Below are 14910 nucleotides of genomic sequence, written 5' to 3'. Positions count from 1 at the left end.
CCCAAGGTGCCGCCCCCCTTCCAGGGGGGAGACGCGAAGCGGCGCGGGGGGTATTTCATTTTTTCTTCACGTGGGTTTCCAGCTCGGCGAAGGTCGGCCGCACGTCGGCGAACAGCACCTTGCGGCCGAACTCGATCGCGGTCAGCGGCGCATAACCCTGCATGCTGGAGAGCAGCGTGGTCTTGACGCACAGCAGCTCCTTGCTGCCCTCTTCCATCTTCTGGTCCAGCAGGCCGCCGAGCGGTTCGAACACGCCGTACGCCAGCAAGATGCCGAGGAAGGTACCGACCAGGGCCGAACCGATCATGGCGCCGAGCACGGCGGGCGGCTGGCCGACCGAGCCCATGGTGTTCACCACGCCCAGCACGGCGGCCACGATGCCGAAGGCCGGCAGGCCGCCGGCCAGGCGGCCGATGGCGGCCACCGGGGCGTGCGCTTCCTGGTGATGGGTTTCGATCTCGGCGTCCATCAGCGACTCGATCTCGTGCGCGTTCAGGTTGCCCGAGACCATCATGCGCAGGTAGTCGGTGATGAACTCGACCACGTGGTGGTCGGCCGAGATGGTGGGGTATTTCTTGAACAGCGCGGAGTCGTGCGGGTTCTCCACGTCCTGCTCGATCGCCATCAGGCCTTCCTTGCGGGCCTTCTGCAGGATGTCGAACAGCAGCGCGAGCAGCTCCATGTAGCGCGCCTTGGTGTAGCGGCTTCCCTTGAAGCACTGGGCCAGGCCCTTGAACGAAGCCTTGACCACCTTCATCTGGTTGTTGATGAGGAAAGCCCCCAGCGCAGCGCCCAGGATGGTCGTCAGCTCGAAAGGCAGCGCCTTGAGCACGACACCGATGTTGCCTCCGTGGAATATGAATACCCCGAAGATGCAGACCATCGAAACCACGAAACCAATGATGACGAACATGTTCTTGTGCCTGGAAGAGGACGCGGCACACCGGCGCACGCGTGACTTGGAGGAATGTGTTTTCTATCGGTCAACTCTAGGTGGGAATGAAGAAGGCCATAAACGCGAAATGGACCCGCATCGGGGTCCATTTCAGGGTTTGAGCGAAAAGGCTCGGGCTCAGTGCAACCGCAGACCGCCGTTGGCGCTGCCCTTGCCGGCGCGGGCCGGCGGCTGGCACAGGCCGCAGACGAAATGGCGGTTTTCGTAGGGTTCGGTGACGAAGTGGCCACCGCAGCAGGAGCACTTGGTCAGCGTGAGCATGCCGTTGTCGACGAACTTCACCAGGCGCCAGGCGCGGGTGACGGAGAGCAGCGGCTCGATGGCGCTGGCCTGCATCTGTTCGCTGTAGAGGCGGAAGGCCTTGATGACCGTGTCGATCTCTTCGAGTTCGCTGGTCTTGGAGAGGTACTCGTGGATGTTGAGGAACAGCGACGAGTGGATGTTGGGCTGCCAGGTCAGGAACCAGTCGGTCGAGAAGGGCAGCTGGCCCTTGGACGGCGACTTGCCGGCGACTTCCTTGTACAGGCGCAGCAGGCGCTCGTAGGACAGGCTGGTTTCGTACTCCAGCACCTGCAGGCGGGCGCCGAGCTGGATCAGGGCGACAGCGCGCTCGATGTCACGCGACTCGTTGAGGATGCTCTTGCCTGCGGCCATGGTGGGCTCCTGGAGATGAAACGGTGAGAGAGAAGAAGAAAGAAGGAGGGAAGCGGGAGCGCGGCTCAGTGAGCGGCCATGGACTCGGCGAAACGGCCGGCCATCAGGATGCTGGCGTGCAGCTGGGTGGTGGTGCTGTTGTCCACCTTCTTCACGTTGTGGCTGGTCAGCAGGTTCCACACCAGGTCGTCGTCGACGCGGAAGCGGCACAGCAGCATGTTGCTGGAAGCGATCTTGAGCAGCTGCGCGGTGGACAGCATGCCCAGCAGGTCGGCGGCTTCTTCGGTCAGGCCCAGGCGGTACAGGGCTTCGGCGCGGTCCTTGCGGATCAGGTTCTGCGCCAGCATGAGGTAGGTCAGGTTGGCTTCGCGGATTTCTGCCAGGAGTTGTTCGCTGTCCATGATGTTTCCTTCTTTCAGTAGGAGCCGCTGTTTGTTGGCCCGATGTATGAATTGTGTCGAGCGGTAAAAAAACTTGAATCGGGAAATGTCTGTGCGTTGCGTCAGGCGCGCAGCACCCCCTTGTCATCCAAACACCTACAACCTTGGTACTCAAAACGATCCTGCCTGTGGAGCGGCGCAGGAGAGAAGCCGCCCCCTCAAGAGGCGTCAAGGGTCCGGCTCCGCCGGCCCGAGACGCCGTCCCCCCCCTCGAAGCGCCGAAGGCGCGCCACAGAGGGGGGAAGCCGCAAAGCGGCGCAGGGGGGAGCCCCTTTAAGCCATGAACTGGCGCCGAACGGCCCGGTTTATCCGCCGGTTGGATTGCAGACAAACCTCAAGAATCTCCACTCATCACCGAAATTGACTCAACGAACTTCCAAATGGGTTCGTCGTCCGGCCAGCAAAGGCGGCGAGCAGCGACGGTGGAGGCCCGCAAGGGTCGACACGGCGATGGGCAGCAATGCCCATGAAGCCGGTTCACTTTCCAAGTCCATTTACAGGAGTTAGTTATGACCACCATCAACACGAACGTGATGTCGATGAATGCTCAGCGAAATCTGAGCAGCTCGGCCAGCTCGTTGGCCACTTCCATGCAGCGCCTGTCTTCGGGCCTGCGCGTGAACAGCGCGAAAGACGATGCCGCCGGCCTCGCGATTTCCGAACGCATGAACACCCAGGTGCGTGGCCTCAACGTGGCCGCGCGCAACGCCAACGACGGCATCTCGCTGGCCCAGACCGCCGAAGGCGCGCTGGGCAAGGTCGGCGACATGCTGCAGCGCATGCGCGAACTGGCCGTGCAGTCGGCCAACGCCTCGAACAACGGCAGCGACCGCACCGCGCTCAACGCCGAGGTGCAGCAGCTGCGCCAGGAAATCGACCGTGTGGCCAAGACCACCTCGTTCAACGGCACCAAGCTGCTCGACGGCTCGTTCGCCAACGCCACCTTCCAGGTCGGTGCCAACGCCGGTGAAGGCATCTCCATCGACAGCATCGTCAACTCCAACTCCGCGGCGCTGGGCCAGACCTCGGTGCACACCACCGCCAAGATCGTGCCGCCGGCCACGCCGGTCGCGCCCGCCGTGCTGGCCGCCATCCCCGCCGGTGGCGCCACGCCGCTCTCGATCGACGACGCCAACGGCAACGCGGTCAACCTCGGCCCCATCGGTGAAGCCACCACGCTGGCGCAACGCGCCGGCCAGATGGTCGATGCGATCAACGCCAAGTCCTCCGACACCGGCGTGTTCGCCCGCCCCACTTTCACCGCTGGCGTGATGGACGGCTACGAGGTGTTCTCCGACCGCGCGCTCGTGGCCGCCGACTTCGGCAACTTCGCCGCCGGCACCACCGGCGCTGGCGCGGCCACCGCCGCCGCCGCCGATTCCTTCGTCGAAGACATCAACGTCAACTCCTTCGGCGACTCGCAGCTCGCCCTGAAGGTGATCGACAACGCCATCAACGCGATCAACAGCTCGCGCGCCGACCTCGGTGCCCTGCAAAGCCGCTTCGAGAACGCCGTGGCCAACATCCAGATCACGGGCGAGAACATCTCCGCCGCGCGCGGCCGCATCGTCGACGCCGACTTCGCCAAGGAAACGTCCAACCTCTCGCGCGCCCAGATCCTGCAACAGGCCGGCACCGCCATGGTGGCGCAGGCCAACCAGATTCCCCAGGGGGTGCTCTCGCTGCTGCGTTCCTGATCGAGCGCGCACATCCGCATGCGCCGTGGCCAACGGCGATTGCGGGATGCACAGACCGCATGCCCTGGCGTGTGGTGCGTACATCCCGGAGGAAACAGAACATGAAGAACCGACCCGCTTCCACCCACACGCCGGCGCCCCGCGCCGGCGCGGAGACCTGACATGCCCATCACCTCCACCGGCATGGCCAGCGGCGTCCCGATCGAAACCATCGTCTCGCAGCTGGTCGCACTCGAACGCGCGCCGCTGGCGGGGCTGCAGACGCAGGCCACCAAGATCCAGAGCAAGATCTCGCTCTTCGGCACGCTGACGTCGATGATGAACTCGCTGGGCGAGCTCGGCACCAAGCTGGCCGACCCCAATGCCTTCAAGGCCGTCAAGGGGAGTTCCTCGCTGGCCGCCGCCGTCGGCGTCACCGCGGCCACGGGCACCGCGCCCACCGCGATGTCGGTCGAGGTGTCGCAGCTGGCCCGGGCGCAGTCCACGGCCACGCTGGCGGTGCCCAAAGACACGGCCATGGGCGCGGGCAGCCTGAAGATCACGCTGGGCGACTGGAGCTCGGGCTCCTTCGTGGCCGGCGACAAGGCCGCCGTGGACATCGAGATCGCCGAAGGCGAAGACACGCTCACCGCGATCGCGGCCAAGATCAACGCGGCCGACGCCGGCGTGACCGCCACCGTGCTGCGCGACGCCACGGGTGAACGCCTGCTGATGCGCTCCAAGGAAACCGGCGAGGCCATGGGCTTCGAGATGCAGGTCACCGACAGCGACGGTGTGGCCAGCACCGGCCTCTCGCGCCTGGCGGTGCAGGGCGGCGTGGCCTCGGGCGTGCAGATCACGCACGGCGCCAACGCGCTGGCCACCATCAACGGCATCGCCATCGAGTCGGCCAGCAACACCTACAAGGACGGCCTGCCCGGCATCACCCTGCAGTTCTCGCAGACGACGACGGCGCCGGTGGAGATCTCGATCACCAACGACAAGGAGGCGATGACCAAGACCATCCAGTCCTTCGTCGACGCGTACAACGCGCTCAACGACATGCTCAGCAGCACCACGGGCTACAACTCGGAGACCAAGGTGGCCGGCTCGCTGCAGGGCGACAGCACGGCCGTGGGCCTGCAGAACGCGCTGCGCGGCATGATGCGCTCGTTCACGCCGGGCGGTGAGTTCACCACGCTGGCCGACATCGGCATCGACATCAAGTCGGGCGGCAAGATGACCGTCGACAGCACCAAGCTGGGCAAGGCGCTGGACAACCCCCAGGCGGTGCAGAACCTGTTCAACGCCGACCACATCGACCCCACGGCGCAGGGCTTCGGCGAAAAGCTCAAGACCTTCGCCGAAGGTTTCGCGGGCGCCAGCGGCACGCTGACCTCGCGCTCCGAATCGCTGCGCGAAGCCGCCAAGCGCAACACCAAGGAACAGGAAAAGGTGAACGAACGCGCCGTCCGCGCCGAATCGCGTTACCTCAAGCAGTACAACGCGATGGACGCGATGGTGGGCCAGCTCAACTCGCTCAACGCCTTCGTCACGCAACAGATCGCGCAGTGGAACAAGTCCACAGGTTGAGTTGAAGGGTCCGCTCCACGGATGCCCTGGCGCTTCATGCGGCCAGGGCTTTTTTTCGTGCGTTTTTCCGCAACGGCGGCAGGTCGGGTTCGATTTCCTCAAGAAAACGTGGCAGGCACCGAAATAGGTTGCAACGAACTTCTCCATGGGTTCGTGGCCCGGGCAGCCGGGCAGTCAGCCCAACCACTCAACCGGAGCTAGTTATGACCACCATCAACACGAACGTGATGTCGATGACCGCCCAGCGCAACCTGGGCACCACCTCCAGCTCGCTGGCCACCTCCATGCAGCGCCTCTCCTCGGGCCTGCGCGTCAACAGCGCCAAGGACGACGCCGCCGGCCTCGCCATCTCCGAGCGCATGAACGCCCAGGTGCGCGGCCTGAACGTGGCGGCCCGCAATGCCAACGACGGCATCTCGCTGGCCCAGACCGCCGAAGGCGCGCTGGGCAAGGTGGGCGACATGCTGCAGCGCATGCGCGAACTGGCTGTGCAATCGGCCAACGCCTCCAACAACGGCAGCGACCGCACCGCCCTGCAGGCCGAAGTCACGCAGCTGCGCCAGGAAATCGACCGTGTCGCCAAGACCACCTCGTTCAACGGCACCAAGCTGCTCGACGGTTCGTTCGCCAACGCCACCTTCCAGGTCGGCGCCAACGCCGGTGAAGGCATCGCCATCGACTCCATCGTCAGCGCCAACTCCACCGCCCTGGGCAACACCTCGCTGGCCACCTCGACCAGCGCGATCAACGACGGCACCGCCCTGGGCGCCATCGCCGCGGGCGCGCTGACCGTGCGCGGCGTGGCCCTGGGCCCGGTCTCCGTCGCCACCACGGCCGCCGGTCGCAACACGCAGGTCGTGGACGCGATCAACGCCAAGTCGTCCGACACCGGCGTGTTCGCCCGCGTCACCTACAACGCCGGCGGCACCGCCACCGGCTTCGAGGTGTTCTCCGACACCGCCATCACGGCCGCCAGCTTCGTCGGCTTCGGTGCCACCACCACCGGCGCGGCCCCGGCCGACAGCGCCGCGGCCACGAGCCAGCTCGACGACATCAGCGTCAACAGCTTCGGTGATGCGCAAAAGGCCCTGAAGGTGATCGACACCGCGATCAACTCGATCAACAGCTCGCGCGCCGACCTCGGTGCCCTGCAGAGCCGCTTCGAGAACGCCGTGGCCAACATCCAGATCACCGGCGAGAACATCTCCGCCGCGCGCGGCCGCATCGTCGACGCCGACTTCGCCAAGGAAACGTCGAACCTGTCGCGCGCCCAGATCCTGCAACAGGCCGGCACCGCGATGGTGGCGCAAGCCAACCAGGCGCAACAGGGCGTGCTGTCCCTGCTGCGCTGATCGATCGTCCATCACCTCCATTTTTTGAACGGAAAACACCATGACCACCATCAACACGAACGTGATGTCGATGACCGCCCAGCGCAACCTGGGCACGACCTCCAGCTCGCTGGCCACCTCCATGCAGCGCCTCTCCTCGGGCCTGCGCGTCAACAGCGCCAAGGACGACGCCGCCGGCCTCGCCATCTCCGAGCGCATGAACGCCCAGGTGCGCGGCCTGAACGTGGCGGCCCGCAATGCCAACGACGGCATCTCGCTGGCCCAGACCGCCGAAGGCGCGCTGGGCAAGGTGGGCGACATGCTGCAGCGCATGCGCGAACTGGCTGTGCAGTCGGCCAACGCCTCCAACAACGGCAGCGACCGCACCGCCCTGCAGGCCGAAGTCACGCAGCTGCGCCAGGAAATCGACCGTGTCGCCAAGACCACCTCGTTCAACGGCACCAAGCTGCTCGACGGCACGTTCGCCAACGCCACCTTCCAGGTCGGCGCCAACGCCGGTGAAGGCATCGCCATCGACTCCATCGTCAGCGCCAACTCCACCTCGCTGGGCAACACCTCGCTGGTCACCGGCGCGGGCACGATCACCACCACGGCCGGTGCCAACGCCGCCATCGCCGCCGGTGCGCTGACCGTCAAGGGCGTGGCCCTGGGCCCGATCTCCGCCGCCACCTCGGCGGCCGAGCGCACCACGCAGGTGGTGGACGCGATCAACGCCAAGTCGTCCGACACCGGCGTGTTCGCCCGCGCCACCTACACGGCCGGCGTCGCGACGGGCTTCGAGACCTTCTCCGAAGGCGCCATCGCCGTGGCCGATTTCGGTGGTTTCACCGCCGCCGCCACCGGCACGGTGGCCGTCGGTGCCGCCGCCGCCAGCCAGCTCGACGACATCAGCGTCAACAGCTTCGGCGACGCGCAAAAGGCCCTGAAGGTGATCGACAACGCGATCAACTCGATCAACAGCTCGCGCGCCGACCTCGGTGCCCTGCAAAGCCGCTTCGAAAACGCCGTGGCCAACATCCAGATCACCGGCGAGAACATCTCCGCCGCGCGTGGCCGCATCGTGGACGCCGACTTCGCCAAGGAAACGTCCAACCTGTCGCGCGCCCAGATCCTGCAGCAGGCCGGCACCGCGATGGTCGCCCAAGCCAACCAGGCACAACAAGGCGTGCTGTCCCTGCTGCGTTGATTCCGGCAGGCATCGCCCCCAGGGCGGTTGCGCGGCGAAAGCCGGGCAACCGCCCTTTTTCTTGACCGGTCGACGGCACCCGATGAACGGGGCTTGACACGACACACGGTGGTCACAAGGGACTAAAGATTCCTCAGGCACCACCGAAATTAGATTCAACGAACTTCTCCATGGGTTCGTGGCCCGGGCAGCCGGGCAGTCAGCCCAACCACTTCACAGGAGTTAGTTATGACCACCATCAACACCAACGTCATGTCCATGACCGCCCAGCGCAACCTGGGCACGACCTCCAGCTCGCTGGCCACCTCCATGCAGCGCCTCTCGTCGGGCCTGCGCGTCAACAGCGCCAAGGACGATGCCGCTGGCCTGGCCATCTCCGAGCGCATGAACGCCCAGGTGCGCGGCCTGAACGTGGCGGCCCGCAATGCCAACGACGGCATCTCGCTGGCCCAGACCGCCGAAGGCGCGCTGGGCAAGGTGGGCGACATGCTGCAGCGCATGCGCGAACTGGCTGTGCAATCGGCCAACGCCTCCAACAACGGCAGCGACCGCACCGCCCTGCAGGCCGAAGTCACGCAGCTGCGCCAGGAAATCGACCGTGTCGCCAAGACCACCTCGTTCAACGGCACCAAGCTGCTCGACGGTTCGTTCGCCAACGCCACCTTCCAGGTCGGCGCCAACGCCGGTGAAGGCATCGCCATCGACAGCATCGTCTCGGCCAACTCCACCGCCCTGGGCCAGCTGAGCGCCACTGAACACTTCGTGGCAGCCGTCGCCGCGCCCTCCACCGCCGCCAACGCCGCCATCCCGGCAGGCACGACCGGCTGGAGCATCAAGAACGCCGCCGGCGTGGACGTGGCCCTGGGTGGCATCGCCGCCTCGACGACCGCCGCCCAGCGCACCACGCAGGTGGTGGACGCGATCAACGCCAAGTCGGCCGACACCGGCGTGTTCGCCCGCGAAACCGGCGCTGGCGCCTATGAAATCTTCTCGAGCCGCGACCTGACCGCCGCCACCGACTTCGGCGCCGCCTTCACCGCCGCCGCCACCGGCGCGCCTGGCGACACCGCCCCTCCCGGCACCCTGACCACGCTGTCGGCGATCAACGTCAACAGCTTCGGCGACGCACAAAAGGCGCTGCAGGTGATCGACAAGGCGATCAACTCGATCAACAGCTCGCGCGCCGACCTCGGTGCCCTGCAAAGCCGCTTCGAGAACGCCGTGGCCAACATCCAGATCACCGGCGAGAACATCTCCGCTGCCCGTGGCCGCATCGTCGACGCCGACTTCGCCAAGGAAACGTCGAACCTGTCGCGCGCCCAGATCCTGCAACAGGCCGGCACCGCCATGGTGGCGCAGGCCAACCAGGCACAACAAGGCGTGCTGTCCCTGCTGCGTTGATCGCGCCAAGGCATCGCCTCACAGGGCGGTTGCATGGCGAAAGCCTGCAACCGCTTTTTTTTGCCCCGCCTGACCCCTCCACCGTTCCCTCACCCCACGGGAGTCCCCCATGACCACCATCAACACGAACGTGATGTCGATGACCGCCCAGCGCAACCTGGGCACGACCTCCAGCTCGCTGGCCACCTCCATGCAGCGCCTCTCCTCGGGCCTGCGCGTCAACAGCGCCAAGGACGATGCCGCCGGCCTCGCCATCTCCGAGCGCATGAACGCCCAGGTGCGCGGCCTGAACGTCGCCGTGCGCAACGCCAACGACGGCATCTCGCTGGCGCAGACCGCCGAAGGCGCGCTGGGCAAGGTCGGCGACATGCTGCAGCGCATGCGCGAACTGGCCGTGCAGTCGGCCAACGCCTCCAACAACGGCAGCGACCGCACCGCCCTGCAGGCCGAAGTCACGCAGTTGAGCCAGGAAATCGACCGCGTCGCCAAGACCACGGCCTTCAACGGCACCAAGCTGCTCGATGGCTCGTTCGCCAACGCCACCTTCCAGGTCGGCGCCAACGCCGGTGAGGGCATCTCCATCGACTCCATCGTGTCGGTCAAGCTGGACTCGATGAGCTCCCCCAGCGCGATGGGCTACACCACGATCCAGGTCTCCACGGAGATGGCACTGGGCTCGCTCACGGACCTGACGGCGGTCGCCGCCGGTGCGCTGACCATCAACGCCATCCCGGGCGACAACACCTCCGCGGTGTCGCTGGGCGCCATCAAGGCCGCCGCCAATGCCACCGAACGCGCGGGCCAGATCGTGGACGCGGTGAACGCCCGGTCCGCCGACACCGGCGTGTTCGCCAAGCTGTCGTACAACGCGGCTGGCACGCTGACGGGTTACCACCTGTTCTCGGAAAAAACCGCCTTCAGCGCGGCCGCGGACCTCGCGGGCTTCAACACGGCGGCCACCGGCAACCTGCAGGGCGGCGCGATGTTTGCCGGCGCCTACGACATGCGGGGCATCTCCGTCGCCTCCGCGGGCGGTGCCCAGCTCTCGCTCAAGATCATCGACAAGGCCATCAACGACGTGAACAGCTCGCGCGCCACCCTGGGCGCCCTGCAAAGCCGCTTCGAGAACGCCGTGGCCAACATCCAGATCACCGGCGAGAACATCTCCGCCGCGCGCGGCCGCATCGTGGATGCCGACTTCGCCAAGGAAACCTCCAGCCTCTCGCGCGCCCAGATCCTGCAGCAGGCCGGCACCGCCATGGTGGCGCAGGCCAACCAGGCGCAACAGGGCGTGCTCTCGCTTCTGCGCTGATGGAGCCCACGGGCGACTGTTACTAAAGGATGTAAAGCATGAACTTGACCCCTCAAATGGCGCCGTTCATGCCTACAGTCAGCCCGCCCGGTGCCGATACAGAAAGGTATCAGACATCAGGAACCCAAGCCATGTTCACCTCTGTCAACACCCGCGCAGCCTCCACCTACAAACGCGTCGCCGTCGACACCGGCGTGCAGACGGCCGACCCGCACCAGCTGGTCAGCCTGCTGTTCGACGCGCTGATTCAGAGCCTGAACCTGGCTCGCGGCGCGATGGAACGCCAGGACGTGGCGAGCAAGGGCGCGGCCATCGGCAAGGCGATCCGGATCGTGGAAGAAGGCCTCAAGGCCGGCCTGAACCTGCAGGAAGGCGGCGAACTGGCCGCCAACCTCAAGGGCCTGTACGAGTACAGCGTGCAGCGCCTGACCCTGGCCAACCTGCGCAACGACGCGGCCCCGATCCACGAGGTGCTGAACCTCATCGAACCCCTGGCCGACTCCTGGAAACAGATTCGCGCTGGCGCCCTACAGGGAGCCTGACATGGAGCACCATCTTTTGGACTACTACAAAGCCATCGAGAACACCAGCCGCCAGATGCTGGAAGCCGCGCAGACGGAGAACTGGGACCAGGTGGTACGCCTCGAAGGCGCCTGCGCGGTGCTGATCGCCCAGCTGCGCCACAAGTCGGCCACCGACCAGCTAGGCCCCGACGAGCGCAAGGAAAAGACGAAGATCATGCAGCGCATCCTGCGCATCGACGCCGAGATCCGCTGCCTGGCGGAGCCCTGGCTGAACGACTTGGCGCAGATGATCGACCGGAGCAGCCCCGCCCCGATGCATTGAACGGGTCCGGAGCGAAGTAAATGAATCCAGAGATACCGCGGAACCGGCTTTGCCGGGCCGCTGGTATCGCCCCTGGAAGGGGGATGCGGCTACACGCAGTGAGCAAGCAACGGGGTGGAACCGTTCTAGACGCTCATGTTCATGATGTCGGAATAGGCCTGGACCATCCTGTTGCGCACATGCAAGGTGGCCTGGAAACCGACCTGGGCCTTCTGCATCGCGAGCATGGTCTCTTCCAGGCTCACCTTGGGGTTGCCCAGCTGGACCTGGGTCTGCAGCTTGGAAGCGGCCTCCTGAGACGCGCTGACTTCCTTGAGCGCCGACTTGAAGTTGGCGGCAAAGCCAGACTCCACGCCACCGGCCGCGCCGGGGCGTTTCAGGGCGGATGAGCCGATGCCGTTCAAGGCCTGGCTGCTCAGGGGGGCGATGCGCATGTCCATGGCGGACTCCTTCGACGTGGTATGAGCCCAGATGCTAGAGGGCACCCCGCCCGCACGGGACGGGAATAAGGGCACAAACCCCCGCCTTTTCATGGCTATGGCGGGGGCACCGGGACCGAATAATCGACCGCAACAGGGTGTATCTCCCTCTGCCATCGACCATCTACCCGAGCCCCGAACGCCATGAGCACCACCGCCGTTGCCGAACTGGATGTCACACCGACCGCCGCGAAGGAGCGCAGCGCATTCGGTGACGGCTTCGCGCGCATGGACCAGGCCCAGAAAATCAAGCTCGGCCTGGGCGCCCTGGCCCTGCTGGCGATCGCCCTGGCCTTCTTCTTCATGGGCCGCCAGCCGGAATGGCGCGTGCTCTACGCCAACCTGGGCGACAAGGACGGCGGCGCGATCGTGGCCCAACTGTCCCAGATGAACGTGCCCTACAAGCACGCCGAGGGCGGCCAGGCCATCATGGTGCCGGCCGACAAGGTGCACGACACCCGCCTGCGCCTGGCCTCGCAAGGCCTGCCCAAGGGCTCGGTCACCGGTTTCGAGCTGATGGAGGCCAACCGCTTCGGCATGACCCAGTTCCAGGAACGGCTGACCTTCCAGCGCGGTCTGGAAGGCGAACTCACCCGCTCCATCCAGTCGCTCTCCTCCGTGCAGAGCGCGCGCATCCACCTGGCCCTGCCGAACCAGAACGGATTCTTCCGCGAACAGCAGAAACCCAGCGCCTCGGTGCTGCTCACCCTGCACCCCGGCCGCACGCTGGACCGCGCGCAGGTCGCCGGCATCGTGCACCTGGTGGCCTCCAGCGTGCCCGAGATGAACCCCAAGGCGGTCAGCATCGTGGACGACGCGGGCAACCTGCTCTCCAGCCCGCCCGATGGCCAGGCCCAGGGCGCCGACACCCAGAAGCTGCAGTACGTGCAGCAGCTCGAACAGCTCTACACACGCCGCATCATGGAGATGCTGGAGCCGCTGGTGGGCCGCAACAACGTCAAGGCCCAGGTCAGCGCCGAGGTCGATTTCTCGCAGGTCGAATCCACCAGCGAACAGCACCGCCCCAACCAGGGCCCCGAGGCCGCCGCCACGGTGCGCAGCCAGCAGACCGTGGAAGACGGCAGCGGCCCGCGCGCCCAGCCCTCGGGCGTGCCCGGCGCGGTGAGCAACCAGCCCCCCGCCACCGGCACCGCGCCCATCAACGGCGCGGCCGCCCCCGTGGGCGTGGCCAGCGGCCAGGGCGCCGGCGGCCAGGGCGGCAACTCGCGCCGCGAGTCGGTCGTGAACTACGAGGTGGACAAGACGGTGAAGGTGGTGCGCGAGTCCAGCGGCCAGGTGCGCCGCCTCAGCGCGGCGGTGGTGATCAACCACCGCACCTCGGTGGACAAGGCCGGCAAGGAAACCAGCACCCCGATCCCGCCGCAGCAGCTCGAACAGATGACCGCCCTGGTGCGTGAAACCATCGGCTTCAACAAGGACCGCGGCGACTCGGTCAACGTGGTCAACGCGGCCTTCAACGTCGAGAAGACCAGCGAAGTGGATGCCGGCGCCTGGTGGCAGCAGTCGGACAACCAGGAACTGCTGCGCAGCCTGGCCTGGCCGCTGGGCATGGTGGGCCTGGGCCTGCTGGTGCTCATGGGCATGGTCCGCCCCGGCCTGAAGCTGATGAAGACGCCGGCCGCGCGCCGCCTGGACACCACCCCGGTGCAACCGCTCAACGCGGTGCTCAACGAATCGCCCGAGCGCCCCGGCCTGCCCATGCCGAGCAACGAAGTCACCGCCGAGGCGCAGCGCCTGGCCGATGCCAAGCGCCTGGCGCTGGAGAACCCGGCCGCCGTGGCCAACATCGTCAAGGGCTGGGTGAATGGCGAGGCCCCTGCATGAGCAGGAGCCACCCCCTGCGCCGCTTCGCGGCTTCCCCCTCTCTCGCCTGCGGCGGGAGGAGGACGGCACCTGGGGCCGGCGAAGCCGGACCCGCGGTGCCCCTGGTCAGAGGCTTCGGCACTCGACCGTTTTGTGCGAATCGGGCTAAAGGAATCTGAATCATGGAAGACCAGGGAATCCAGGACGCCGCCATCTTTCTCATGTCGCTGGGCGAAGAGGAAGCGGCCGAGGTGTTCAAGCACCTCAGCCCCAAGGAAGTGCAGAAACTGGGCGAAACCATCGCCAAGACGCGCGCGGTCTCGCACGACCGCGTGGACCAGGTGATGCAGAAATTCACCAGCGCGGCCTCGTCGCAGAGCCTGCTGGTGTCCGACACCGACAACTACGTGCGCGCCGTGCTCAAGCGCGCGCTGGGCGACGACAAGGCCTCGCTGCTGATCGACCGCATCCTGCAGGGCGGTGATGTCTCGGGCATCGAAAGCCTGAAGTGGATGGACCCGCTGTCCATCGCCGAACTGCTGCGCAACGAACACCCCCAGATCGTGGCCGCCATCCTGGTGCACCTCGAATCGGACCAGACCGCCGGCGTGCTCAAGAACTTCACCGAGCGCACCCGCAACGAGGTGATGCTGCGCATCGCCACGCTCGAAGGCATCCAGCCCACCGCGCTGAAGGACCTCAACGAGGTGCTCTACAAGGTGCTGGCCGGTGGCGACAAGATCCGCAAGACCTCCATGGGCGGCGTGAAGACCGCCGCCGAGATCATCAACATGATGGGCACCCAGATCGAAACCTCGGTGATCGAATCGATCCGCGAGTTCGACGCCGACCTGGCGCAGAAGATCATGGACAAGATGTTCACCTTCGAGGACCTGCTCAAGCTCGACGGCAAGTCGGTGCAGATGGTGCTCAAGGAAGTGGCGACCGATTCGCTGGTGATCGCGCTCAAGGGCGCCACCAACGAACTGCGCGAACTGGTGCTGGGCAACATGTCCAGCCGCGCGGCCGAGGCGCTGCGCGAAGACCTGGAGTCGCGCGGCCCGGTGCGCCTGTCGGAAGTGGAAGCGCAGCAGAAGGAAATCCTCAAGGTTGTGCGCCGGCTCTCCGACGAGGGCCAGATCGTGATCATGGGCGGCGGCGAAGACGAGGCCTTCGTCTGAGGAACAGAACA

Annotated in this window: 14 protein-coding genes; 10 read left to right on the top strand and 4 right to left on the bottom strand. The window is 66.2% G+C overall.

Translation table 11 applies throughout. From position 1 onward, the window contains the following. Window positions 1–55: 55 nt before the first annotated feature. The 3 genes from motA to flhD form a co-directional block, all read right to left on the bottom strand. Window positions 56–913, bottom strand: a complete 858-nt coding sequence (gene motA / locus AC1Q9M_RS05775; protein ID WP_382161755.1) for a flagellar motor stator protein MotA — start codon at window positions 911–913, stop codon at window positions 56–58. Between the two features lie 159 nt (window positions 914–1072). Next, a complete protein-coding gene (flhC, locus tag AC1Q9M_RS05770) occupies window positions 1073–1609 on the bottom strand; it encodes a flagellar transcriptional regulator FlhC (RefSeq protein ID WP_204733346.1) in 537 nt (178 codons plus the stop codon). A 65-nt stretch (window positions 1610–1674) separates the two neighbouring features. Further along, window positions 1675–2010 (bottom strand): flagellar transcriptional regulator FlhD, encoded by a 336-nt coding sequence (gene flhD / locus AC1Q9M_RS05765; RefSeq protein ID WP_297403347.1) that lies wholly within the window; start codon window positions 2008–2010, stop codon window positions 1675–1677. Window positions 2011–2558: 548 nt separating this feature from the next. Here flhD and AC1Q9M_RS05760 point away from each other — a divergent pair. From AC1Q9M_RS05760 to AC1Q9M_RS05725, 8 genes are all read left to right on the top strand, one after another. Next, window positions 2559–3746, top strand: a complete 1188-nt coding sequence (locus AC1Q9M_RS05760) for a flagellin (protein WP_382161758.1) — start codon at window positions 2559–2561, stop codon at window positions 3744–3746. 162 nt (window positions 3747–3908) lie between these two features. Beyond that, window positions 3909–5318: a flagellar filament capping protein FliD gene (gene fliD, locus AC1Q9M_RS05755; RefSeq protein WP_492432854.1), complete on the top strand. Its 1410-nt coding sequence runs from the start codon at window positions 3909–3911 to the stop codon at window positions 5316–5318. A gap of 203 nt (window positions 5319–5521) precedes the next feature. After that, window positions 5522–6670 (top strand): flagellin, encoded by a 1149-nt coding sequence (locus AC1Q9M_RS05750; RefSeq protein WP_444688489.1) that lies wholly within the window; start codon window positions 5522–5524, stop codon window positions 6668–6670. Between the two features lie 40 nt (window positions 6671–6710). Further along, complete coding sequence (locus tag AC1Q9M_RS05745) at window positions 6711–7856, top strand: flagellin (protein WP_492432852.1); 1146 nt, start codon at window positions 6711–6713, stop codon at window positions 7854–7856. A 228-nt stretch (window positions 7857–8084) separates the two neighbouring features. Continuing rightward, entirely contained in the window at window positions 8085–9257 is a 1173-nt protein-coding gene (locus AC1Q9M_RS05740) for a flagellin (RefSeq protein WP_382161770.1), read from the top strand. 109 nt (window positions 9258–9366) lie between these two features. Next, window positions 9367–10569 (top strand): flagellin, encoded by a 1203-nt coding sequence (locus AC1Q9M_RS05735; protein WP_444688491.1) that lies wholly within the window; start codon window positions 9367–9369, stop codon window positions 10567–10569. A 131-nt stretch (window positions 10570–10700) separates the two neighbouring features. After that, window positions 10701–11111, top strand: a complete 411-nt coding sequence (fliS, locus tag AC1Q9M_RS05730) for a flagellar export chaperone FliS (protein ID WP_382161776.1) — start codon at window positions 10701–10703, stop codon at window positions 11109–11111. Between the two features lies 1 nt (window position 11112). Continuing rightward, window positions 11113–11415, top strand: coding sequence for a flagellar protein FliT (locus AC1Q9M_RS05725; RefSeq protein ID WP_382161778.1), 303 nt, complete (start codon window positions 11113–11115; stop codon window positions 11413–11415). A 125-nt stretch (window positions 11416–11540) separates the two neighbouring features. Here AC1Q9M_RS05725 and fliE read toward each other — a convergent pair whose 3' ends face one another. After that, a complete protein-coding gene (fliE, locus tag AC1Q9M_RS05720) occupies window positions 11541–11855 on the bottom strand; it encodes a flagellar hook-basal body complex protein FliE (protein ID WP_382161780.1) in 315 nt (104 codons plus the stop codon). Window positions 11856–12038: 183 nt separating this feature from the next. Here fliE and fliF point away from each other — a divergent pair, with 183 nt between their 5' ends. Together fliF and fliG are read left to right on the top strand one after the other, a co-directional pair. Continuing rightward, window positions 12039–13739, top strand: a complete 1701-nt coding sequence (fliF, locus tag AC1Q9M_RS05715; protein WP_492432848.1) for a flagellar basal-body MS-ring/collar protein FliF — start codon at window positions 12039–12041, stop codon at window positions 13737–13739. A gap of 161 nt (window positions 13740–13900) precedes the next feature. Continuing rightward, a complete protein-coding gene (gene fliG, locus AC1Q9M_RS05710) occupies window positions 13901–14899 on the top strand; it encodes a flagellar motor switch protein FliG (RefSeq protein WP_291113495.1) in 999 nt (332 codons plus the stop codon). Window positions 14900–14910 lie beyond the last annotated feature (11 nt).

The organism is Hydrogenophaga sp. GW823-FHT04C09, assembly GCF_058796355.1.
Note: the sequence above shows the minus strand (reverse complement) of the source record. Positions and strands in the feature narration are given on the sequence as shown.

Coding starts and splice junctions, on each gene's coding strand:
- motA (WP_382161755.1), bottom strand. CDS start 913: ATGTTCGTCATCATTGGTTTCGTGGTTTCGATGGTCTGCATCTTCGGG.
- flhC (WP_204733346.1), bottom strand. CDS start 1,609: ATGGCCGCAGGCAAGAGCATCCTCAACGAGTCGCGTGACATCGAGCGC.
- flhD (WP_297403347.1), bottom strand. CDS start 2,010: ATGGACAGCGAACAACTCCTGGCAGAAATCCGCGAAGCCAACCTGACC.
- AC1Q9M_RS05760 (WP_382161758.1), top strand. CDS start 2,559: ATGACCACCATCAACACGAACGTGATGTCGATGAATGCTCAGCGAAAT.
- fliD (WP_492432854.1), top strand. CDS start 3,909: ATGCCCATCACCTCCACCGGCATGGCCAGCGGCGTCCCGATCGAAACC.
- AC1Q9M_RS05750 (WP_444688489.1), top strand. CDS start 5,522: ATGACCACCATCAACACGAACGTGATGTCGATGACCGCCCAGCGCAAC.
- AC1Q9M_RS05745 (WP_492432852.1), top strand. CDS start 6,711: ATGACCACCATCAACACGAACGTGATGTCGATGACCGCCCAGCGCAAC.
- AC1Q9M_RS05740 (WP_382161770.1), top strand. CDS start 8,085: ATGACCACCATCAACACCAACGTCATGTCCATGACCGCCCAGCGCAAC.
- AC1Q9M_RS05735 (WP_444688491.1), top strand. CDS start 9,367: ATGACCACCATCAACACGAACGTGATGTCGATGACCGCCCAGCGCAAC.
- fliS (WP_382161776.1), top strand. CDS start 10,701: ATGTTCACCTCTGTCAACACCCGCGCAGCCTCCACCTACAAACGCGTC.
- AC1Q9M_RS05725 (WP_382161778.1), top strand. CDS start 11,113: ATGGAGCACCATCTTTTGGACTACTACAAAGCCATCGAGAACACCAGC.
- fliE (WP_382161780.1), bottom strand. CDS start 11,855: ATGGACATGCGCATCGCCCCCCTGAGCAGCCAGGCCTTGAACGGCATC.
- fliF (WP_492432848.1), top strand. CDS start 12,039: ATGAGCACCACCGCCGTTGCCGAACTGGATGTCACACCGACCGCCGCG.
- fliG (WP_291113495.1), top strand. CDS start 13,901: ATGGAAGACCAGGGAATCCAGGACGCCGCCATCTTTCTCATGTCGCTG.